This is a genomic window from Dyadobacter jiangsuensis (genome assembly GCF_003014695.1).
In the GTDB taxonomy this organism is placed as follows: Bacteria; Bacteroidota; Bacteroidia; order Cytophagales; family Spirosomataceae; genus Dyadobacter; species Dyadobacter jiangsuensis.
The window spans coordinates 62,382-84,411 of record NZ_PYAS01000004.1; the positions used below are offsets into that span (position 1 = coordinate 62,382).

Sequence of the window (22,030 nt, forward strand, 5' to 3'; positions counted from 1 at the left end):
AAAGCGCTCAACTCGCCGAATATCTTATGCATTAATGCTTAATGCTTACCCCTTAAAGCATACAGCTTACAGCATTTTCCTATTGCTGCTCGCAGTTCTTACTACCAACGCCCAGCACAGCAAGCTGGTCAACGAACCGGTCGACATCAGCGCCGATTTCCGGGATTTTTCCAACTCCATTTTCTTTGCCGACAGCCTGGCTGCATTCGACCCTGGTACTGGCGCCGGGAAGATCAAATGGAAAAGAAATGAGCCGTTTTCGGCCCACAATTTCAATAACTCGATGCTGAGCTACAAGCGCTCATTCAGCAACGAGTTTCCTGCCGTTGAATATGCTCAGGACCCGGTTTTGCCGTTTTCGATTGAATTTACTTCCCCGCGTACGGTGCGGATACGTGCCAATACGGGCGCGCAGGGACCCGTGGCGAGCACGTCGCTCATGCTCACGGGCGAGCCCGCGAAGGATGCTTCGTGGAAATACAGCCCAGTTAGCGGCGGGCATCAGTATACCGGCGCGTACGGGTCGGTGACCATCTATGAAAACCCCTGGAAAATCCTAATTCGCGATGCGAATGGTAAAGTTTTGACCCAAACCCGAAGCCAGGCCGACGGCAAGTCTTCTTACACGCCTACATTGCCCTTTTCATTTGTCCGCCGGGCTTCGGATTATTCGCGCAGTGTGGCGGCAGTGTTTTCTATCTCGCCCGAGGAGAAGATATTCGGCTGTGGTGAGTCGTTTACCCGCCTGGATAAAAACGGGCAGAAACTCGTACTCTGGACGCACGATCCGAATGGCGTCGAAACACAAACGATGTACAAACCCATTCCGTTTTACATGAGCTCGCGGGGTTATGGGATGTTCATGCACACCACCTCGCCCATTACCTGCGATTTTGGGGCCACTTATGGAGAGTCGAATGCGATGCAGATAGGCGATGAAAACCTGGACCTGTTTGTATTCCTGGGCCAGCCCAAAGACATTCTGGATGCCTACACCGACCTGACCGGCAAGGCTTCCATGCCGCCATTGTGGTCTTTCGGGCTGTGGATGAGTCGCATTACCTATTTCTCCGAACAAGACGGCCGGAATGTAGCCGCCAAACTCCGCCAAAACCGCATTCCATCGGATGTGATTCATTTCGATACGGGCTGGTTTGAAACCGACTGGCGCTGTGATTACCGGTTTGCGCCTAGCCGGTTCAAGGACCCGGAAGGTATGATCGCCGATCTGAAAAAGCAGGGCTTCCGCACCTCCCTATGGCAGCTTCCTTATTTTGTACCTAAAAATGACCTGTATCCTGAAATCGTTGCAAATGGTCTGGCTGTAAAAAACGCTAACGGTACGCTTCCTTACGAGGACGCCGTGCTGGATTTTTCGAACCCGAATACGATTAAATGGTACCAGAGTAAAATAGCAGGATTGCTGAAACTCGGTGTGTCGGCCATCAAAGTTGATTTTGGAGAGGCGGCCCCGTTATCCGGTGTTTACGCCTCGGGCCGAACCGGCTTTTATGAGCATAATCTTTACCCGCTGCGGTACAACAAGATTGTATCCGAACTGACCCGCAAAATGACCGGCGACAACATCATCTGGGCGCGCAGTACCTGGGCCGGCAGCCAACGTTATCCGATTCATTGGGGAGGCGACGCCGAAACGACCAACAAAGGCATGGAAGCGCAGCTGCGCGGTGGTCTGTCGTTGGGATTATCAGGCTTCACGTTTTGGAGCCACGATATCGGCGGGTTTACCATGAAAACACCGGAAGATCTTTACCGCAGGTGGCTGCCGATGGGGCTGCTCGCCTCGCACACCCGCACACACGGGCAGGCGCCCAAGGAGCCGTGGGAGTATGGGGAGGATTTTCAGAACTATTTCCGAAAAGCGGTGGAAATGAAATACAAGCTGATACCTTATATCTATTCGCAATCCAAGCTTGCTTCGGAAAGAGGCCTGCCGATGGTGCGCGCATTACTCGTGGAATTCCCCGACGATCCCGGTGCGTGGTTGGTCGATAATGAATACATGCTGGGCTCGGATCTGCTCGTGGCGCCTCTATTCGAAAACGGCAAAACCCGCAGCGTGTATCTGCCGAAAGGCAAATGGACCGACTACCAAACCGGCAAAACATACGAAAGCGGCTGGCACGAAATAGCAACCGGTGAGCTGGATGTGGTAATCCTGGTGCGCCAGGGAGCTGTGCTTCCGCACGTTGGCGTTGCGCAGTCTACGGGCGATATCGACTGGTCGCGCATTGCATTGGCGACCTATGGCAGCGGCGCCACGGCCAGCGTGCAACTTTTCCTGCCTGGCCAGGAGCGTGTGAAGGAGCTCATCCTCACGAAGAAGGGAAGCAAGTACGTGGTGAATACCGATCCGTTCGGAGGGAAAATTCAATGGGAAATCCGGTGAGACTCCGGCGATGATTGGAGGCGACCTTGCTTACCGACGCCGAAGAACTTGAAATAGCGGAAATCGGGTTATTCCCAGCGGCAACAAACGGAATGGAGCGGTTCATGCTTACAGCTGTATTCAGCGAACCAGTAGTGTGGATCGTTGACCTCCAAGTACTCAAAGGTATCGTGCCGGTAACGTTCTGCAAATCGTCTGTCTAATAAAACAAACACAGAGCCGGGATTCGGCCAGTCGATTGCTACTTGAACGATCTTGTTACCACACTGAAGTTCATGGTGCAATAGCACGCTCAAATGCTCATTGAGTTTTAACGCAAGGCTGGCCATCTCCCGGAGATCAACTTCCGTAAATGAAGAATGTTCAGTAAAATGATCTCTGGTAAGCATTAACGGCTCTTTGTTATTCATAGATAGTTGCTCCCTTAAAGATGTCAGCAAAGATCTGCCAGTCAGCGAGATCTGCATTTACACCCGCAGAAGTATTATCATAGTAGCCTTGAATATCTTCAGTGTAAGAGCTTACGGCTGCTAGGAAGTCGTCCAGCGTTTTATTCTCCCAGTTCTGGGGGTTTTGGGCTAAATCCTGCCTCAGCAACTCAATGAACTGGGAGAATGCTTGTCGGCTGGTTGCTTTGAAGTGTAAAATTGTATCTGTCATCAAGTCGAAGTTGATTTACCAAATTTAGCAAACAGTCATTATTTGAATAGTAAAAAGGTTAAATAGTCTTTCGGTAAATCTCCTAAATATTGTTTTAATTTATTGATAACGAGTGTAGTATCCTTACCTTGTGCGTGTGCGAGCACTTGATAAAAGTAACCAAATATGCATTTTGTTTTATTTTATCTTGAATTGTTTCTAATCTTTGCTTGGTATAACTGAAATGAATTACTTTGTGCGATTACAGTTTGCGCAATGGAACCATTTAACGACCAGGCTACGGATGAGCTGCTGATTTGGAGGGCCTTCAAGTCGGGAGACGAGGCGGCTTTCGGGGAAATATACCGGACGCAGGTGCAAGGGCTGCTGAATTATGGAAACAAGATCAATCCCGACAGGCAGCAGGTTCAGGACAGCGTTCAGGATCTGTTTATCGAATTGTGGAACAGCCGTGAGAGATTGAAGGATACCAGTTCTGTCAAATTCTACCTGTTCAGGTCGCTGCGCAACAAGCTGAGCAAACTGTCCAGGCCGGATCATTCGTTTCCGCTCGATAATGCGTATGACACATTATCGGATCCGTCAGTCACTTTCTACATTTTCGACCATGAAATCGAAGCGGAGCGGATTGAGCGGTTGCAGAAAACGATTTTGAAACTATCCAGGCGACAGCAGGAGGCCATAAACCTCCGGTATTTTCACGATTTCAGCAATGACGAAATAGCCGAGATCATGGGTTTGAACTACCAGTCGGCATGCAAGCTCATTTATAGCGGGCTTAAATTTCTTAAAGAAAATGTAAAATTATTTACATTTATTATGCTCTTGCTGAGGTAGTTGAAAAGTTTTTGTAATTATTTTTCAAATAAAATGGACTAAAAAAGGCCGTTTTCTCCATTAGGTGTTAAAAAACACATGACCTGATGGAAGCAGATCGCTCTTCATATAAACTCAACGATTTTATCGCCGACGATTCTTTCAAGGAATGGGCCTTGGGAATGGCAAAGTCGGATTTCTGGGATAGTTATCGGACGCAATATCCTGCGCAACAGCCGGTGGTCGAAGAGGCTCGGCTGTTGCTTTTGGCGTTAAAGGCATCGCAGCAGAGCCGCGAGGATGATCATGTCGTAGAAGCGATCTGGGAAAATATCAAAGTGGGCAAGGGTAAAAAGTCGAGGACAGTCGTTTTCAGACCCGCGTTTTGGCGAGTTGCCGCCGCAGCCGCGGTATTGCTGATTTGTTGGGGCGGATACCACTTTGGCGGAAGGAAGGAGCCAGGGTTCGGATGGCAGGATAACATTGCGGCCCTGTCGGATATGACTCAGGAAAGCAACACGTCGGGGAAACCAAGAGACGTTAGATTGCCCGACGGGAGCATGATCACGCTGGAAAACAATGCCGTTCTAAAATACGACAAGGATTTTAATGCAGCTACCAGGACGGTGTTCCTTCGCGGAAAGGCTTTTTTCGATGTTGCCAGGAATGCTGAGAAGCCCTTTATCATACATTCCAACGGCTTGGTTACCAAGGTGCTCGGCACCAGTTTTACCATCGCGGCTGATGAAGACGACGATGATGTGACAGTTTCGGTCGTAACCGGCAAAGTGGCCGTCGTTCCGCAGGACAGGTTCGAATCGCTACCCGAAAAGCAAAGTCCTCAACTCTCCGGGCTTGTGCTCACGCCCAATCAGAAGGCGGTGTATTCCCGCGAAAGCGCACATTTGGCCAAAACATTGGTCGAAAACCCTGTGGTGGTCGACAAATCGCTGGTACCCGATCACTTCACTTTTGAAAACACACCGGTGAATGAGGTGTTCGCGGCGCTGTCGAAGGCATATGGGATCAACCTGGTTTATGATAGTAGCACATTCCAGGATTGCTCGCTGATTGTGGCGCTTGAAGACGAGAGCCTCTACGATAAGCTGCGCGTGATTTGTAAAACGCTGAATGCGACGTATAGGGTAATGGGTAGTGAAATTCTGATTGAAGGCAAAGGATGTAAACAGTAATTATTTCAGGTGTAAAAAAACCGGAAATGCTCGCAACATTTCCGGTCATAAGGCCCTTTTCTGCTCCCTCGCAAGGATAGGAAAGGTGTAGTTCGTCAATCGTTTCTTAATTAATTAACAAAACCAGTTCAAATTTATGGAAAAACATCGACAATTTTTCTCTACCCTGTTGACAGTTATGAAGATCGCCGGGCCGCCATTGTTTATTGTTTTGCTCACTTTCAGTCTGGGCGTGGCTAAGGAGGGGTATAGTCAGGAGTTATTGAAAAGGCGATTGAGTATCGATGTCAATAACGAGGAATTCAGGAACGTTCTGTCCAAAATTGAAAAAACAGCGGATGTCAAGTTCTCCTTTGTACCGCAGCTTATCTCAGCCCATGAGAAAGTATCTGTTTCGGCTCAGAGTGAGACGCTTGCGAGTGTGCTGGACGAAGTATTGTCGCCGCTTAAAATCAGCTATGAGGTATCCGGGAAATACATTGTTCTTAAAAAAAACGTCATAAGCCTCGCAACACCCCTGGTGCTTCCCCGGCCGGTGATCGAAGGAAGCACGGTCCGGGGTAAGGTAACCGACGTGAAGGGAGAACTGCTGATCGGCACCACCGTGTTCCTGAATCAGACCCGGAACTCGATCGTAGACCAGGAAGGAATGTTTGTTTTCAACAACGTGCTCGACGGCAGGTACACGATCCAGTTTACCAGTGTGGGTTTCAAAAGTCTTAAAAAGGAGATAGAAGTAAAAGGCGGTGATCTGAGGCTCGATATTGTGATGATGGAGGACAATTTGCAGCTCGATCAGGTAGTGGTGACCTCGGGCGGTTCGCCTAAGAAAAAGATCGAGTCGAGCGTGGCGGTTACCACTATCAGCGCCAAACAGCTTACGCAAAGACCACCCCTGAACAGCACGGATATGCTCAAAGCTATCCCCGGCCTTTCGGTGGAAAGCAGCGGAGGAGATGGTCCTGGTAGCGTGCGGGTACGCGGTTTGCCCGGAGGCGGGTACGTGTTCATGGGCGTAATGGAAGACGGTCTGCCGGTGCTCCCCACCGGATTTACGACGAGCCCTTCGGCCGACCAGTATTATAAGGTGGATTTGACGGTGAAGAATGTGGAGGCGGTGCGTGGAGGTAATGCGTCGGTTATTCTGGCTAATACGCCGGGCGCGCTGATCAACGTGCTGTCGAATACGGGTGGAGAGACATTTGCAGGTAAAGTAAAATACACACGCGGCCTTTCCCAGAATGCAAACAGGGTGGATTTGAATCTGGGCGGGCCGCTTAGTTCTAAGGTGAAGTTCAATTTGGGAGGATTTTACCGTGGCGATGCGGGTATTCGCCCACCTTCTTACCGGGCCAATGAAGGCGGTCAGCTGAAAATGAACCTGACTTATCAGATCAAGCCCAATAGCTACATCCGCTTTTACGGCAAATACCTGAACGACAAAACCACCTGGCTTGTGCCGGCCTATTACAGTTACGATGGCTCTGGCCAGGGAAGAGCATTGCCGGGATTCGATCCGTTGACGGAAATCCTTGCCACCAGGGATACGAAAGTGGATCTGACAGGCCCCGACGGCCAGAAACGCAGCTATGATTTCGCCGATGGCGTTCACCTGAAATCGATTTCAGGTGGGATGGAGTTCAAGCATACGACAAGCGGTGAGTGGACGATTAAAAACAGTATGCGCTACCAAAGCACCAAAGGCGGTTTTGTGGGCGCAGTCGTGACCTCGCCTTCGACTTATAAGAGCTCGGTGAAATACTATTATCCCGGCGGGCAGGAATTGGTTAACCCCACAGGGTATTATACCGGACAGAATTTCACAGGTACTACCACCCGCGACAACCAGTTTGTAGATATCCTGGATATCGGCAAGCAAATCGGCCGGCATTCATTGTCCTTCGGCGGAGCATTCCATTCTTATGACGTGAACACATATACGCTCGGAGCGACTTTTTACACCGAAATCAAAGACAAGCCCCGTACGCTGCTCATCGGTGATAATAAAGGAAATGGTTACAGCGGAGTGAATATTGCCAACTACCGCGATGGGTTGACGACGATCTCTTCGGTGACAGTCAGTGATGAAATCAATCTGGGAAGGTTAACGACCGATCTGGGCCTGCGCGTCGACCGGTTCCATGTGAAGGGTAACCGTTTGCAAAATACCGCTCCGTTTACAAATGTGACCGCTTTTGATGAAAGCAATACATATCTCACCGGTTCATTAGGCTTAAACTATAAGGTCAATGATGAGCATGCGCTGTTTGCAAGGGCTACCAAAACTTATAGCGCATTGAATATCAATGATTATTCCAACTTTAATTTCAACCCTGAAACGGTGAAGGACCGTGGTGTTTTCATGGCGGAAGGCGGGTATAAGGTCAATACCTCCCGGTTTGCGCTGTTCAGCTCGCTGATTTATGCCAGGCTCACCAATATCGCTTCCACGATGGCGATCCCGAATACGACAGCCGGGTTTATCAATATCGGGACATTTGCGTCGAGCCGCAACCTGAGCGCGGAAATCGAAGCGATTTACACGCCCTCCAAAATGTTGAATTTCAGGCTGACGACCACTTTCCAAAACAGCAAGTATACCAAGTACGAGGTTACCGCGCCCGACAACGCCCGCGAAGACCTGGCGGGCAAGCCCTACATTTGGTCGGGTAACAATGCCGAGCGGATTCCCAGCTACATTATCGAGCTTTCGGCGAGTTATACCTACAAAATCTTCGATGCGTTCCTGAGTTTCCGTCAGATCGGAAAGCGCTATACATCGCCCAGCAACGTGTACCGCCTGAATGGCTATAATGAAATTTCGGCGGGACTGGATTGCAAGATCACCAAGGCGATTGGTTTGCGGGTATGGGCCGACAACCTGGCCAATAGCCGGGGGCTAACCGAGGGGAATATCCGCGGCGACCAATTCCTGGCCAATGGCGCTTTCGAAAAGGGCTCCCTGCAAATTGGCCGGGTTATCCTGCCCAGAAGCTTCTGGACTGCCCTGACCATCTCATTCTAAATTTTTTTCTCAATGGAAGCGTAGCCGGGGAAACCTTTTTCCGGCTCGCTTCTGCTTTCTGCCAACCACTCACATTTACTTTCAGCGATTCACTATGAAATATGTAAACTTCGCTCTTGCGATTGCGGGATTGTTTTGCGCCATAACAGGCAAGGCCGGCCAGCCTGATCAAGGAAATCCCCCCAAAAGGCCCCGATTGGTGGTGGGAATCGTCGTGGATCAAATGCGCTACGATTACTTATACAGGTATTATGACAAATACGCTGCGGGCGGTTTCAAAAGAATCCTTGGAGAGGGATTCAATTGCCGCAATCATCATTATCACTATGCGCTTACGGTGACCGCCGCCGGTCATGCCTCGGTGTACACCGGCTCGGCCCCTTCCGTTCACGGTATTGTCGGCAACGACTGGTATGATGCCCATGCGGGCAGGAAAACATATTGCGTCGGTGATAGCAGCGTCGAGACGGTCGGAAGTTCGAACCCGGTTGCGGGCAAAATGTCACCGAAAAACTTGCTGGTAAGCACCATTACCGATCAGCTGCGGCTGGCAACCAACTTCCGGTCGAAAGTAATAGGGATAGCGCTCAAAGACCGGGGCGCGATTCTGCCAGCCGGGCACACCGCCAACGGCGCTTACTGGTTTGATAGCAAGACCGGAAACTGGATTACCAGCAGCTTCTACACCCGCGAGCTGCCCGAGTGGGTGCGCAACTACAATGCCCGGAAGCGCGCCTCTCAACTGATGACCGAGGGATGGGCGACGCTGCTGCCCGTTGCGGAATACACAGAAAGTACAACCGACGATCAACCCTATGAAGCTAAAATGGGCGCGGCCAAGCAATCGGTTTTCCCGTATGAGCTTGCGGGGGCGGCGGGCGACGCTTTTGGCATACTCTCCTCCACACCGCATGGGAACACGCTGACCAAGGAAATGGCATTCGAAGCGCTGGAAAATGAAAAGTTGGGGACAGGGAATTTTATCGATTTCCTGGCCGTCAGCTTTTCGTCGCCCGACTACGTGGGCCACGGTTTTGGTCCTAATTCAGTGGAGGCCGAAGATATATACCTGAGACTGGACAAGGATATCGCGGAAATGCTCGGTAAGCTCGATCAGAAGCTCGGCAAGGGGAACTACCTGTTTTTTCTGACCGCCGACCATGGCATTATGGACGTGGCGGATTTCTGGAAAGCGCACAAGTTGCCGGCCGGCCGTATTGATTACCTGCAAATGAATGCGGCTGTCAAGGCAGCCCTGAAAGCCAGGTTTGGGGATGCTGACTTTATCGCGGCAAGCGAGAATTTTCAGTTTTATCTCAATCATCGGTTGCTCGAAGAGAGGGGAGTTACAGCCGAGGCTGTCTTTCAGGTAATTCGCCAGGCGCTCGGTAATTTTGCGGGCGTCGCGGATGTTCTCAACCTTCAAGAGCTATATAAGTCGGGACTGAACGAGTACCAGACCACTCTCTACAAAAACAACTACAACCGTAAGCGAAGCGGGGATATTCAGATCGTCGTCGAGCCGGGCTGGATGGCTGGCCCTATTGCGGCAAACCACGGCTCGCCTTACAACAACGATACGCATATCCCACTTTTGTTTTATGGCTGGGGCGTAAAGCCCGGTGAAACTTTTCGCAGAACGTCGGTAGCCGACACTTCGCCCACGCTTGCGGCCCTGCTGAGTATTCTGGAGCCGAATGGCAACATCGGCAATGTGATCGACGAGCTCATCGATCCCGGCCGTTGAAAAGTATAAGTCTTGCATAGAAATCTATAAGCCCGCCCGCCCGGTACCTGCCAACTTTGCATCAGTCAATTAAACAAACCAAGATGATGACAAAGACAGTTTTGATTACAGGTGCTTCTTCGGGATTCGGGAAGGATGCTGTGCGGTTATTTCAAAAAAACGGATGGAATGTAATTGCTTCGATGCGCTCGCCGGAGAAAGAGACCGAACTGGGTGGGCTCGACCGTGTGGCGCTGGTGCGCCTGGACGTGACAGACAGCGCTAGCATACAAAAGGCAGTGGAAGAGGGGATTGCGCGTTTCGGTAGGATTGATGCGCTGGTCAACAATGCGGGATTTGGCTCGCTGGGGGTGCTGGAAGCGGCTCCCGCGGAGGTGATGCGGCAGCAGTTCGATGTGAATGTGTTTGGTATGATCGAAATGATCAAGGCGGTGCTGCCGCATATGCGCGGCAACAGGAGCGGGGTGATCGTCAACGTGGCGTCGATGGGCGGCCGGATCGCCTTTCCGTTCTCTACATTATATCATGCTACCAAGTATGCGGTGGAGGGACTTTCGGAGTCGCTGCAATATGAACTCGAACCGTTGGGTATCCGGGTGAAAATCGTGGAGCCGGGCGGCTATAAAACGGATTTCGCAGGCCGGTCGCTGGCAACTTTTGGCGCGGGCGATTTGTTGGACTACATGCCTGCCTACGATGCTTTTGCGGGACAGGTGGATAACTGGCCGATGTCCGACCGCGTGTGGGAAGTAGCCGGGGCTATTTTTGAGGCGGCCAGCGATGGCACGCAGCAGCTGCGTTACCCGGTTGGCGCAGATGCGGTGCAACTGCTCCAGGCGCGGAAAGAAATGGACGACCTCGCGATCAAAAACTTGATTGCCAGCCATATTTAGCATTAACTATTCAGCAGTTTCACTGTTATGACCAGCCAATATCTCGATATCGAAACCATCAGCGGGCTGCACGACTACGTAGGCGCGCCCAGGCCCAGGCATCCGCTGATCAGCGTGATCGATAATACTCAGTTTTACGCGCAATGCCCGCGCGAGCTGACAGCGTTCCGGTTCGGATTCTACACGATCTCGTGCAAGCGCATTCAGGGAGTTTTGAAGTATGGCAAAGGGCATTACGATTTCAGTGAGGGCTCGCTGATGTTCACCGCGCCGTGGCAGGTTATCACAGGCAGCATTGAAGAAGGAGGCGTGGAGGAGGGGTGGGCGCTGTTCATCCACCCCGACTTGCTTAATGCCACCGAACTTGGAAAAAAGATGCATCAATATTCGTTTTTCAATTACGATGTAAATGAGGCGTTGCACATTTCCGAGGACGAAAAGCAGGTGATCCGCGACTGCGTAGCAAAAATCGAGCGGGAATATTCACAGAATATCGACAAGCACACGCTCCGGCTTATTACAGGTAATATCGAGCTGCTGCTCAATTACTGCGACCGGTTCTACGACCGCCAGTTTTATACCCGCGCGAAGGTGAGTAACGATCTCGTGCAGCATTTTGAAAGACTGCTGAACGAGTATTTTGCGAAAGATACGCTGATCGAAACGGGCCTGCCCAGTGTTAAGTACTTCGCATCCGAGCTGAACCTTTCGCCCAACTACCTGTCCGATCTGCTCAACCGCTTTACGGGCAAAACCACCCAGGAGCACATTCATCTGCGGATGATCGATAAAGCGAAATCGCTTCTTTGGGGAACCGAGCAGTCGATCAGCGAAATCGCTTATGACCTCGGTTTTGAGCATCCTTCGCATTTCACGAAGATCTTTAAAACCAAAACCGGCAAATCGCCGAGCGCATTCAGGAACCTGAATTGACGAATGGCGTGAAATGCTACAAACCTGGCGGGAAATATTAGCCTTTCCGCCGTTGCGACCGGCTTATTTTGAATGAACAAATCATTTTAAAATAAGCCATGAAAATCAAATTAGAAATCAAATGCTCACCCGCACCAAAACGGATATTCTGCGGGCTGCTTGCTGGTTGTTTGTTGTTGGGAGGACTGCCGGGGTGTAAGGAGCGCAATGAAGCAGTAAGTCCCGGAAATGCGAGCGGAGAAGGCGCCACTGAGGTCGGTGTGCCGGATGGGGAGCTTGTCAGCAAGGTAATAGGCGCTGCCGGCGGCACAATTTCGTCGGCAGATAACCAGGTAACATTGACGATTCCGGCAAGGGCATTGGCCAAGGATACTCAGATTCTTATTCAGCCCATTACCAATGAAGCGCCCAACGGGCTGGGAGCGGCCTACCGGTTTTTACCCGACGGCACTACTTTCGCCAGGCCTGCATCTCTCACTTTCAACTACGACCCGCGCAGGGTAGCGGCTAATACTCCCGAGGGGTTCAGGGTAGCCACGCAAGGCACCGATGGGCGCTGGTACCGCACGCCCGAAGCGCGTGTGGACACGGTAGCACATACGGTAACAGCGGAAATGCCGCATTTCAGCGACTGGACTGCATTTGAATTGGCTGTCATCGAAAATATGTCTCTGGATGGGGCACATTATGCCGAACTTGGTGCGTCGGTCGAGCTCAAAATGGGCGTATACAACACAACAATTGTTTTCGGAGGCTGGGATAAGGACGTGCCCGATGTGGAAGTGGAAAAGGTGGAATGGAAGGTGATGGGCGGGGCTGCCAATGGAACAGTCAAGGCGGGTAGTCCGGGCACTGATTATTTTGGTACTATTTATAATGCAACTTTTACGGCTCCTGCCCAAAATCCTCCCAGCAATCCGGTTACGGTGGTGGCCGACGTTACTTTGAAAGGCGGTAAAAGAAAAATACAGGTCATCAAGCAAATCCTGATCGGTAAGGACTACTTCCGTGGCGTTTTTGCTGAGACGCCGTTTGACTGGGAAAACCTGTCTTTCATGATCACGGGTAAGAACATCGCTCTGGTCGGGTACAATGAAAACCCGTCTCAATCTCTTCATATACAGCTCAACAATGTGAACCTGACGGCGCCGAACCGCACCTATGCGTATGGCGAACGGGCCGACAAGGCGCCTGGGGGGAATTTACGACCCATTACTACGGTGAAGACGGCGGATGGCTTTCGGCGCACGCGGATTGTCCCAAGGGACTGCGGGTTTCGCCGGGTGGTGTTACCATCACGCAAATCAGCATTGTCGATGGGGTGGAGTACATTCAGGGGCATTTGAACGGCAACTATTACATGCGTCCCGGCGGTTGTCCGGCCGCGCTGCGCTGGTTTCCTATTGTTGGCGAGTTCAGGATAAAAAATAGTTTCAATAATGGCCGGAAGCCGGCTGGCATGGCTAACTTTAAAGGGTTGTGATACCTTTAATCGAAAGCCTATGACAATCAAAACAAAACGCATTTATGAACCCGCTGCGGCGACCGATGGCTACCGTGTACTGGTAGACCGCCTGTGGCCACGCGGGCTTACCAAGGAAGCGGCCGGTATCGACCGCTGGATGAAAGAAGTGGCGCCGTCCAATGAGCTGCGGACGTGGTTTCACGCCCATATGGACGAATGGGATGAGTTCAGTGCCCGCTACAAAGCCGAGCTGAAAGATTCCGACGCATTGACTGCATTGCGCGAAATCGTTTCAGATCACAAAGTAGTTACGCTGCTATTTGCCGCGAAAACAGAGGACCGCAATCAGGCGCTAGTCTTGAAGGAACTGCTCGAAAAAGCCTGATCTCCCACTCAACGTTCCCATATTACCCACAGGGGGCAGTATCTAAAGTTGAAAATTTTATAGGAATTATTTGATAAAAAATAGGTGTAATCGAAGTAAATTGATTATATTTAAGTAAATCAAAAATCCTCAGACCATGATGCCATTCATTAAAGTTACCGGCGAATTCGACGAAAGCCTGAACGTAAGTGTGGAGAAAATCCTGTACTACATGGGATATAGCCACGGGTCCACGATTTGGCTTGCTACCAGTATTTCCCTTCGTGTGAAGGAATGCGAAGAGGATATTAAAAGGCTCATCGAAGAAGCATATATGCAGGAGGCATAAGCCGGGAAGGCTGCATCACGGTATGCAGCATCGACCTGTACAAACAGTGATTGATCGCTGGCGGGAAAACATAGCTCGTCAGCGATTTTTTTTGTGCCCATCGTAACTGTTGGTGAGCTACTGAATGATAAAAATAGGATTATTTTAATAAGTTAAAATGCTAATATGAAGAATTTTGGCGGAATGGGAAAGGAATTCTTAAATTTGTAAACTATTGATAAACAATGATAATTTATATGGGTAATGTGAATATTGGTTGTTGATGTGTAATGTGACTGACTATTATTATTTAGTACTTTACCGTTATTTAGAATTGTATTACTAATTGGCTAAAAACCTCCTGAAAATATTGCCCTGAGGGCATCCAGTAAAATTCAATACCATGAAACAAGTAAAACAGCGTAAAAGCAAACACGCGCCGGTAGGTTTCCGCGCATTTCTCGGTCAGTTTTTTACGGACCGTACACCAGTAAAAGAAGAAGGATATTCAGAAAACCGGTACTCGGTTCTATATACTTTGAATGAGCAGTACCAGCATGTGGGCTGCCCTACACAAGAGGAAGCGCAGTTGGTGCAAAGCCTGATGCTTACCGATGACAACCGTGTGCCGGTGGGTATTTATGACTCGCGGACCGACTCTTTCGAATGGGAGATTGTAGGGGAGTATCTCGCCGCTCAGGGGTCCGATGCGCATCAGCGCGACCGTGAAGAGGCGATTCTGACCATCGCGCGTGCATTGCGCCGCCGCGACGCGAGCTGGCATCCGGAATATCTGCAGCGTCCAAGCTTCTTCGCCTGAGCACCGGAAGAATTTTAAGCATTGTATAAAAAGTAACTAGGCCGTCTCCTGAGGAGTACGGCCTAGTTTTTTAATGTCTTAGTCTATTACCAAGTAAGGATAACAGAAACATTAGGAAGAATAGAATCAAGCCACAAAAGAAGCTGAGTAAGAGAAAGTCCAATTCCTACCATGATATTGATGAGGTTAGTGTTTTTGTTGCCTACTCGTTTCCAGTGGTTTTCGGCTGTCCCACACCTTGCAAGATGTTGTAATATTAGTGCGACACATTATTAAAAGCAAATTCGATAATTCGACGTTATCGTGCTACCGGATTTGATTTCGTTGGTTTGCATGTGTCGTTTAGTAACTAATTCATAAATAGACTTCTACAACAATAGTATTTCTTAAATAGTTGATTGTTAGTATTTTGTAATGAATGCTTCTAAGCCGAAGGTTTTAGGCAGGAGAAATGAGATTGTAAAATAGTGTCGTATTGGTGTCGAATAAATTTAATTACTCTGAATTAAATTTGACCTTGTTTCGGGATTTATGCCACAATAACCCGGGATTGTGATACGGGTGTTTTCAGGGCTTCCGGAAATTTGCAACGTCTGAGTGCTTGACTTAACTTTCAGGAAAATTCCAAATCCTTATAACTGATGAAAAGACTTTTGCTCCTGCTTGCGCTTACGGTCATCTTTGCGGCTTCCAAACCCCGCAAAATCACCTGGGTGGCTATCGGCGATTCGATTACTTACCTCAACGACCACCAGAACGAAACGGGAAACCGTGTTACAAAGGGTTATCTGACATTGATTTCGGAGAAATTCCCACAGGTAACTTATGTCAACCAGGGCCACAATGGCTGGACGTCGGTGAACATCGCCGATAAAATCGAGTCGCTCGGGCTTGTGGAGGCGGATGTTTACACGGTTTTCCTGGGTACTAACGACTGGTGGCAGGGAAAGCCGCTTGGAACGATCGCGGATTATGAGCAGGGGAAGGGGAGCAGCACGGTTTATGGCGCGTTCAGGGTGATTACCGATAAATTGAAACAACTCAATAAGAAGGCGAAAATTATCCTCATTACGCCCATGCAGCGGGGGGATTTCGTGTATATCAACAGCTATAAAAACAATGCATTCGGATCCTACAAACCTAAAAGGGACCAGACTTTGGAGCAGTTCGCGAATGCGGTAGTCGAAATCGGGAAGAGGGAAAAGATACCCGTTGTGGATCTATATCATGACAGCGGCATCAATCTGGACAATATGGTCCGTTTCAAACGCCTGAAAGATCCGCAAACGGGTGCTTACAAAGATTTTAAATACCCTGACTACGTGGATGTGCCCTTTAACCCGGAGGCGGACGAGTATCCGTACCCCCAGGAATCTATCGATATGACCTACGATGGTTTGCACCCGTCCGATAAGGGGTATGAGGTAATTGCGGGAATGCTGATCAAGAAGTGGAAGGGGCTGAAATGATGCCTCCCCGTTGCTACTCCGCCTTGGGGTTGGTCATATAGGTTTTGAGGTCGCCGAGCAGATTATACAATGACGCATTGATGCCTTCATTGTCTGCTTTCGCGGTTTGCAGGGCCAATTCGGCATCTTTGCGTTTTTTGCGGCTGCTTTCTGTTTTAATGATTTGCTCTTTGGCAATGATATTGTCATTTTCCTTCGAGCTCAATCGTATGGGGCTGTGCTCGGCGGAAACGCCGTCGAGCGTGGTAATGCGAGCGTCATACTGATTGTCCTTGTACTGAACACCGAGGTCAAACCGGATATATTGATAGTCTGAATGGATAACGGGTATGTAGCTCGTAATGAGTATGATGCCTGCCTGGGTGTCGTCGCTGGTGATTGCATTTTGCGCATTCCCGAACTTTCTGTCGACCCATGCCCTGACTTTCTGGTGAAGCTCGGTCTTACTTAATTTGGGTTGTCCCGAGTCGGTATAGCTGATGTTGTTTTTGGAGTCGAGCGGCAGCTTGCCATCCTGTGCGAAAGTGTGGGTGGCCGCTGCGAGCAGGGCGCAAAGAAGCAAATGTTTCAAGACTAAGTGTTGAATTGGTGACGGGCAAATATAGCGGAAAACATTTAGGCGGGGCTTTCGGTGACTTTGTATTTGGTCCGGTTTTTTAAAAGGGATGATTTGGTTACTTTTAACTGTACTAAACTCAATAGGTTATGGCTAATTTCAAAAACGTTTCGCTTGCAATTGCGCTGCTGATCTGCGCTTCGTTTACAATGCTACACCACGGCTGGGCCGACTACGACCAGACTAAACCGACAGATTTTAAAGCCAAAATAGAGGAGCTTACCTACGAAAACCCGCACGTGCTTGCCAAAGTGAAGTACAACAAAGAGCTTACGACCGTGTACCTCGCGCCTGTGACCCGTATGGAGTCGCGTGGGTTGAATGCCGACATGATCAAAAAGGGTACGACCATTCGATTTGTAGCCTATCCGCACAAAACCGAGAAAAACGAGATGCGCGCCGAGCGTATTTTTGTGGGGGACGACAAGTACGAACTCCGGTAGGTGTGCAGTCGTATCATAAATGGCTTGAATGGCTTGAAAAGTCGGGGTGGGCCGTAGGGATCCGGCAATCGTTGTGGCTGTATCCGGCCCTTGAAATCCTTCATATTTTCGGTATTGTACTTCTGGTAGGTGCAGCGTTTCTTTTCGACCTGCGCCTGCTGGGTTTTTCCCGGAACCTGCCTGTGACAGGGCTTTCGAAGCACTTATTGCCCTGGTCGCAGCGCGGGTTGATTTTGATTATCCCATCAGGCATTTTATTGTTTTTGACCAATGCACAGGCTTTGGGCGTCGACCCTGTTTTCTGGACGAAAGTCGGGTTGATATTGTTTGCTGGGTTAAATGTGTTTGTATTTCATCGGTTCGTTTATGAGCCGTTTAAGCGGCACGGTGCGCGTGGGGACTTGCCGGGAATGGCGCGGCTGTGTGCAGGTATTTCGATTGTGGTTTGGGTGGCCGTGGTTGCCTGCGGGCGGTTGCTGGCTTATTAAGCGGAGGCCGTTTGCTCATTGTATTTTAATGTAACGATTTACGGTATTAGCTTTTTGCCAGACGTAAATATATGGCGATGGGCAATAGCTACTCTCAAATTTTCATTCAATGCGTTTTTGCAGTAAAATATCGTGCTGCTTTGCTACACAAACCGTGGAGGTATGAGCTTTTCGGGGTTATTGGTAATTTGATAAATGAAACGGGAGCGGAGACCTTCATTGTCAATGGCGTCGAGGATCATGTGCATTGTTTGTTTAGATTGAAGCCGTCATTATCGATCTCCGAAGTCATGAAGGTTGCCAAGGCCAAGTCCTCAAAGTGGATCAATGAATCGGGATTCTTGAAAAGCAGGTTTGAATGGCAGGTTGGGTATGGCGCATTCTCCTATAATAAATCCGAAATCAAGCGGGTTTACAGGTACATTGAAAATCAGGAAGAACATCATTACGGAATTTCCTTTCCGGAAGAATATCTGAATATGCTCGTAAAGAACGGCGTTGAATTTCAGGAACAATATCTTTTTCATGCGCCCGTCTGATTCCTTTTTCAGGGATTAAAATCCCTGGCTGGAGTGTCGTTCGTGCCTCCGGCACTGATCGCCCGCAAGTACCGAAGGCACGAACCATTTCTCGGTCAGAAAATTCATTTTCTGGTTAAAAGGCCGTACCTTTGCGCCTTAATTGGACATCATGATTTACTTCTTCACTGGCGGGGACGAAACCGTCTTTGCACTACAAACCGAGCGAACGCTCACTGCCTCCGATTCCTCCAAATTAAGCTGGCTTTTCGGCGGCGCAGAACTCCGGAAGGAGACGGTTCTCACAGACTTTTTCGTCGGGCCACGCGCTGCTATGATAACGCCGTGGAGCACCAATGCCGTCGAGATTACCCAGAATATGGGCCTGGAAGGCATTGTACGCATCGAGGAATTCAAGAAAGTAAGCGCTGATTTCACGGATTTCGATCCGATGCTCTCGCAGAAATACAGCGAGCTGAATCAGGATATTTACACCATCAATATCAAACCTGAACCCGTTCAGGAAGTCAACGATATTGCCGCCTATAACAAACAGGAAGGCCTCGCATTGAGCGACGAAGAGGTTGATTACCTCAATGGCCTTGCCGAAAAACTCGGTCGCAAACTGACCGATTCGGAGGTATTCGGTTTCTCACAGGTGAACTCGGAGCACTGCCGCCACAAGATCTTCAACGGCGTTTTTGTGATCGACGGTCAGGAGCAGCCGGTTTCGCTTTTCAAACTGATCCGCAAGACTTCGGAAACAAACCCGAATTCGATTGTTTCAGCCTATAAAGACAATGTTGCATTCCTGAAAGGTCCGGTGGTACAGCAGTTTGCGCCAAAGCGCCCCGATGTGCCGGAATACTACGAAATCAAGGATTTTGAATCCGTACTGTCATTGAAAGCGGAAACACACAATTTCCCGACCACCGTGGAGCCATTCAACGGCGCTGCGACGGGTTCGGGCGGAGAGATTCGCGACCGCCTCGCAGGCGGACAAGGTGCGATCCCGCTCGCGGGTACGGCTGTGTATATGACTGCGCTCTCACGTCTGGAAGAGAACCGCCCATGGGAAAAAGGTGTTGAGGAACGTCAATGGCTGTATCAAACGCCAATGGATATTCTGATCAAGGCTTCCAATGGTGCAACCGATTTTGGTAACAAATTTGGCCAGCCGTTGATCGTCGGTTCGTTGCTGACTTTCGAGCACGAAGAAAATGGTCGCAAGCTGGGTTACGACAAAGTGATCATGCAAGCCGGCGGTATCGGTTACGGTAAAGCCGATCAGGCCAAAAAACATACACCCGCCACCGGCGATAAAGTGGTGGTAATGGGTGGTGAAAACTACCGGATCGGTATGGGCGGTGCAGCTGTTTCGTCCGCGGATACTGGTGCATTCGGTTCAGGCATTGAACTAAATGCGATCCAGCGCTCCAACCCTGAAATGCAGAAACGCGTAGCCAATGCCGTGCGCGGTATGGTCGAGAGCGGTAACAATACCATCGTTTCCATCCACGACCACGGTGCGGGAGGACACTTGAACTGCTTGTCCGAACTTGTTGAAGAAACAGGCGGCAAGATCGACCTCGACAAGCTGCCGGTAGGCGACCCTACACTTTCCGCCAAAGAAATCATTGGCAACGAATCCCAGGAAAGAATGGGCCTCGTGATCAGCCAGGACGATATCGATTTCCTCCAACGCATTGCAGACCGCGAACGCGCTCCGATGTACACGGTAGGAGAGGTGACCGGCGACCATCGTTTTACATTCGAATCTTCGACCAGCGGTGCCAAGCCGATGGACCTTGCGATGGACGAAATGTTCGGTAGTTCGCCAAAAACTTATATGCGCGACAAAACCGTGCAGCGTACTTACGAGGCGGTTCAATATGACACTGCCAAACTGCACGAATACCTCGAACAAATGCTGCAACTCGAAGCCGTTGCATCGAAAGACTGGTTGACCAACAAAGTCGACCGTTGCGTGGGTGGCCACGTGGCGAAACAGCAAACTGCGGGACCGCTGCAATTGCCTTTGAACAATGTCGGCGTAATGGCGCTCGACTTCCAAGGCAAGGATGGTATCGCTACCTCGATAGGTCACGCCCCGCTTTCGGCATTGATCGATCCGGCGGCTGGTAGCCGTAATGCGGTAGCCGAAGCACTGTCCAACATCGTTTGGGCACCTTTGAAAGACGGACTGGCAACGGTATCGCTTTCGGCCAACTGGATGTGGGCATGTAAAAACGAAGGTGAGGACGCTCGTTTGTACAAAGCTGTACAAGCCTGCTCCGACTTCGCCATCAGCCTCGGCATTAACATCCCGACAGGAAAGGATTCGCTGTCGATGAAACAGAAATATAAGGACGGTGATGTAATCGCGCCGGGCACAGTCATCATTTCGGCTGGCGGTCACTGCGACGACATTACTGCTGTTGTAGAACCGGTACTGCGCAAATCGGGCGGTTCTATCTATTATATCAACCTTTCCGGAGACCGTTTCAAACTGGGCGGATCGTCATTCGCGCAAATCCTGAACAAGGTAGGCTCCGAAACGCCGGATATCCAGGATGCAGCACAGTTTAAGGCGACATTCAATGCCATTCAGCAACTGATCAAAGCCGGCAAAGTTCAGGCGGGTCACGATATCGGCAGCGGTGGTCTGATCACCACATTGCTCGAAATGTGCTTCGCCGACCGCGATCTGGGTGCTTCCATTGATTTGTCGGTACTCGGTGACCAGGACATCATTGAGAAATTGTTCTCGGAAAACATCGGTATTGTATTCCAGGCCGACGAGTCGGCCGAGGCAGTACTTGCGGAAAACGGTATTGCATTCCACAAAATCGGTACAGTGAACCTCGCTTCTACGCTAACAGTGAAGGACGCGACAGGCAAATGGGATTTCGATATCGATCATCTGCGGGATGTTTGGTTCAAAACTTCCTATTTGCTGGACCAGAAACAAACCGGCAACGGGCTCGCGAAAGAGCGCTTCGACAACTACAAGCACCATGTGCTGCGCTACAAATTCCCGGCTCAATTTGACGGCAAAAAGCCTGTAATCGATGCCTCGAAACCGCGTCCAAAAGCGGCAGTACTTCGCGAAAAAGGCAGCAACTCCGAACGTGAGCTTGCAAACGCCATGTACCTAGCAGGCTTCGACGTGAAGGATGTTCACATGACCGACCTTATCTCCGGCCGTGAGACACTGGAAGACATCCAGTTCATCGGCGCCGTAGGTGGTTTCTCTAACTCTGATGTGTTGGGTTCCGCAAAAGGTTGGGCAGGGGCATTCCTTTACAACGAGAAGGCCAAAATCGCGCTTGAAAACTTCTTCAAACGGGAGGATACTCTTTCTGTCGGCATATGTAATGGTTGCCAGCTCTTTGTTGAGCTTGGATTGATCAATCCGGATCATGAAGAGAAGCCGAAGATGCTGCACAATGCGAGCCACAAGCACGAAAGCATATTCACATCAATGACCGTTCAGCCTAATAACTCAGTCATGCTCTCATCCCTCGCGGGTAGCACGCTTGGGGTATGGGTGTCGCACGGGGAAGGCCGTTTCCAGTTGCCATTGGCCGAGAATGAGTATAACATCGTTTCCAAGTATGGTTACGAGACATATCCTGCCAACCCGAATGGCTCTGACTACAATACTGCCATTTTGTGCGATAACACAGGCCGCCACCTGGTGACTATGCCGCATATCGAGCGCTCGCTGTTCCAGTGGCACTGGGCGCATTATGCGGAAGGGCGCAAGGACGAGGTTTCGCCATGGATGGAAGCATTCGTGAATGCACGGAAGTGGATTGAAGAGCGGAATAAGTAATTTT

19 protein-coding genes are annotated in these 22,030 nt (G+C 50.1%); 17 read left to right on the forward strand and 2 right to left on the reverse strand.

The features are described from left to right. Nucleotides 1-34 precede the first annotated feature (34 nt). Nucleotides 35-2,410, forward strand: a complete 2,376-nt coding sequence (locus CLV60_RS08735) for a glycoside hydrolase family 31 protein (RefSeq protein WP_170118751.1) — start codon at nucleotides 35-37, stop codon at nucleotides 2,408-2,410. A gap of 14 nt (nucleotides 2,411-2,424) precedes the next feature. After that, nucleotides 2,425-2,613 carry a hypothetical protein gene (locus CLV60_RS08740; RefSeq protein ID WP_106595015.1) on the forward strand — a complete coding sequence of 63 codons (189 nt, stop codon included), beginning with the start codon at nucleotides 2,425-2,427 and terminating at the stop codon, nucleotides 2,611-2,613. 199 nt (nucleotides 2,614-2,812) lie between these two features. Here CLV60_RS08740 and CLV60_RS08745 read toward each other — a convergent pair whose 3' ends face one another. Continuing rightward, nucleotides 2,813-3,070, reverse strand: coding sequence for a DUF7660 family protein (locus CLV60_RS08745; protein ID WP_106595016.1), 258 nt, complete (start codon nucleotides 3,068-3,070; stop codon nucleotides 2,813-2,815). 255 nt (nucleotides 3,071-3,325) lie between these two features. On the opposite strand from CLV60_RS08745, the gene CLV60_RS08750 reads away from it, so the two are divergent. The 11 genes from CLV60_RS08750 (at nucleotide 3,326) to CLV60_RS08800 (ending at nucleotide 16,123) form a co-directional block, all read left to right on the forward strand. After that, a complete protein-coding gene (locus CLV60_RS08750) occupies nucleotides 3,326-3,907 on the forward strand; it encodes an RNA polymerase sigma factor (RefSeq protein ID WP_106595017.1) in 582 nt (193 codons plus the stop codon). 86 nt (nucleotides 3,908-3,993) lie between these two features. Next, nucleotides 3,994-5,079, forward strand: a complete 1,086-nt coding sequence (locus tag CLV60_RS08755) for a FecR family protein (protein WP_106595018.1) — start codon at nucleotides 3,994-3,996, stop codon at nucleotides 5,077-5,079. Nucleotides 5,080-5,215: 136 nt separating this feature from the next. Continuing rightward, complete coding sequence (locus CLV60_RS08760) at nucleotides 5,216-8,104, forward strand: TonB-dependent receptor domain-containing protein (protein WP_106595019.1); 2,889 nt, start codon at nucleotides 5,216-5,218, stop codon at nucleotides 8,102-8,104. A 94-nt stretch (nucleotides 8,105-8,198) separates the two neighbouring features. Next, entirely contained in the window at nucleotides 8,199-9,851 is a 1,653-nt protein-coding gene (gene pafA / locus CLV60_RS08765) for an alkaline phosphatase PafA (RefSeq protein WP_106595020.1), read from the forward strand. Between the two features lie 83 nt (nucleotides 9,852-9,934). After that, a complete protein-coding gene (locus CLV60_RS08770; protein ID WP_211302225.1) occupies nucleotides 9,935-10,744 on the forward strand; it encodes an SDR family oxidoreductase in 810 nt (269 codons plus the stop codon). Between the two features lie 27 nt (nucleotides 10,745-10,771). Continuing rightward, on the forward strand, nucleotides 10,772-11,677 hold the full coding sequence (locus CLV60_RS08775) for a helix-turn-helix domain-containing protein (RefSeq protein WP_106595022.1): 906 nt from the start codon (nucleotides 10,772-10,774) through the stop codon (nucleotides 11,675-11,677). A 98-nt stretch (nucleotides 11,678-11,775) separates the two neighbouring features. Then, nucleotides 11,776-13,023, forward strand: a complete 1,248-nt coding sequence (locus CLV60_RS08780) for a hypothetical protein (RefSeq protein ID WP_106595023.1) — start codon at nucleotides 11,776-11,778, stop codon at nucleotides 13,021-13,023. 156 nt (nucleotides 13,024-13,179) lie between these two features. Further along, complete coding sequence (locus CLV60_RS08785; RefSeq protein ID WP_106595024.1) at nucleotides 13,180-13,527, forward strand: DUF488 domain-containing protein; 348 nt, start codon at nucleotides 13,180-13,182, stop codon at nucleotides 13,525-13,527. A 136-nt stretch (nucleotides 13,528-13,663) separates the two neighbouring features. Beyond that, the gene (locus CLV60_RS08790) at nucleotides 13,664-13,855 is read left to right on the forward strand and encodes a hypothetical protein (RefSeq protein ID WP_106595025.1); all 192 of its coding nucleotides are present in this window, start codon (nucleotides 13,664-13,666) and stop codon (nucleotides 13,853-13,855) included. Nucleotides 13,856-14,237: 382 nt separating this feature from the next. Continuing rightward, complete coding sequence (locus tag CLV60_RS08795) at nucleotides 14,238-14,654, forward strand: hypothetical protein (protein WP_106595026.1); 417 nt, start codon at nucleotides 14,238-14,240, stop codon at nucleotides 14,652-14,654. Nucleotides 14,655-15,295: 641 nt separating this feature from the next. Next, nucleotides 15,296-16,123 carry an SGNH/GDSL hydrolase family protein gene (locus tag CLV60_RS08800; RefSeq protein ID WP_106595027.1) on the forward strand — a complete coding sequence of 276 codons (828 nt, stop codon included), beginning with the start codon at nucleotides 15,296-15,298 and terminating at the stop codon, nucleotides 16,121-16,123. A 13-nt stretch (nucleotides 16,124-16,136) separates the two neighbouring features. Here CLV60_RS08800 and CLV60_RS08805 read toward each other — a convergent pair whose 3' ends face one another. Beyond that, nucleotides 16,137-16,694 (reverse strand): DUF4468 domain-containing protein, encoded by a 558-nt coding sequence (locus CLV60_RS08805; protein ID WP_106595028.1) that lies wholly within the window; start codon nucleotides 16,692-16,694, stop codon nucleotides 16,137-16,139. Between the two features lie 134 nt (nucleotides 16,695-16,828). Between CLV60_RS08805 and CLV60_RS08810 the strand changes: the two genes are divergently transcribed. From CLV60_RS08810 to purL, 4 genes are all read left to right on the forward strand, one after another. After that, on the forward strand, nucleotides 16,829-17,182 hold the full coding sequence (locus CLV60_RS08810) for a DUF6152 family protein (protein ID WP_106595029.1): 354 nt from the start codon (nucleotides 16,829-16,831) through the stop codon (nucleotides 17,180-17,182). 2 nt (nucleotides 17,183-17,184) lie between these two features. After that, a complete protein-coding gene (locus CLV60_RS08815; RefSeq protein ID WP_106595030.1) occupies nucleotides 17,185-17,670 on the forward strand; it encodes a DUF6644 family protein in 486 nt (161 codons plus the stop codon). 77 nt (nucleotides 17,671-17,747) lie between these two features. Further along, complete coding sequence (gene tnpA, locus CLV60_RS08820) at nucleotides 17,748-18,209, forward strand: IS200/IS605 family transposase (protein ID WP_106595427.1); 462 nt, start codon at nucleotides 17,748-17,750, stop codon at nucleotides 18,207-18,209. A 151-nt stretch (nucleotides 18,210-18,360) separates the two neighbouring features. Then, nucleotides 18,361-22,026 (forward strand): phosphoribosylformylglycinamidine synthase, encoded by a 3,666-nt coding sequence (purL, locus tag CLV60_RS08825; protein WP_106595031.1) that lies wholly within the window; start codon nucleotides 18,361-18,363, stop codon nucleotides 22,024-22,026. Nucleotides 22,027-22,030 lie beyond the last annotated feature (4 nt).

Coding starts and splice junctions, on each gene's coding strand:
- CLV60_RS08755 (WP_106595018.1), top strand. CDS start 3,994: ATGGAAGCAGATCGCTCTTCATATAAACTCAACGATTTTATCGCCGAC.
- CLV60_RS08750 (WP_106595017.1), top strand. CDS start 3,326: ATGGAACCATTTAACGACCAGGCTACGGATGAGCTGCTGATTTGGAGG.
- CLV60_RS08745 (WP_106595016.1), bottom strand. CDS start 3,070: ATGACAGATACAATTTTACACTTCAAAGCAACCAGCCGACAAGCATTC.
- purL (WP_106595031.1), top strand. CDS start 18,361: ATGATTTACTTCTTCACTGGCGGGGACGAAACCGTCTTTGCACTACAA.
- CLV60_RS08810 (WP_106595029.1), top strand. CDS start 16,829: ATGGCTAATTTCAAAAACGTTTCGCTTGCAATTGCGCTGCTGATCTGC.
- CLV60_RS08800 (WP_106595027.1), top strand. CDS start 15,296: ATGAAAAGACTTTTGCTCCTGCTTGCGCTTACGGTCATCTTTGCGGCT.
- CLV60_RS08790 (WP_106595025.1), top strand. CDS start 13,664: ATGATGCCATTCATTAAAGTTACCGGCGAATTCGACGAAAGCCTGAAC.
- CLV60_RS08735 (WP_170118751.1), top strand. CDS start 35: ATGCTTAATGCTTACCCCTTAAAGCATACAGCTTACAGCATTTTCCTA.
- CLV60_RS08775 (WP_106595022.1), top strand. CDS start 10,772: ATGACCAGCCAATATCTCGATATCGAAACCATCAGCGGGCTGCACGAC.
- CLV60_RS08780 (WP_106595023.1), top strand. CDS start 11,776: ATGAAAATCAAATTAGAAATCAAATGCTCACCCGCACCAAAACGGATA.
- CLV60_RS08770 (WP_211302225.1), top strand. CDS start 9,935: ATGATGACAAAGACAGTTTTGATTACAGGTGCTTCTTCGGGATTCGGG.
- pafA (WP_106595020.1), top strand. CDS start 8,199: ATGAAATATGTAAACTTCGCTCTTGCGATTGCGGGATTGTTTTGCGCC.
- CLV60_RS08760 (WP_106595019.1), top strand. CDS start 5,216: ATGGAAAAACATCGACAATTTTTCTCTACCCTGTTGACAGTTATGAAG.
- CLV60_RS08795 (WP_106595026.1), top strand. CDS start 14,238: ATGAAACAAGTAAAACAGCGTAAAAGCAAACACGCGCCGGTAGGTTTC.
- tnpA (WP_106595427.1), top strand. CDS start 17,748: ATGGGCAATAGCTACTCTCAAATTTTCATTCAATGCGTTTTTGCAGTA.
- CLV60_RS08785 (WP_106595024.1), top strand. CDS start 13,180: ATGACAATCAAAACAAAACGCATTTATGAACCCGCTGCGGCGACCGAT.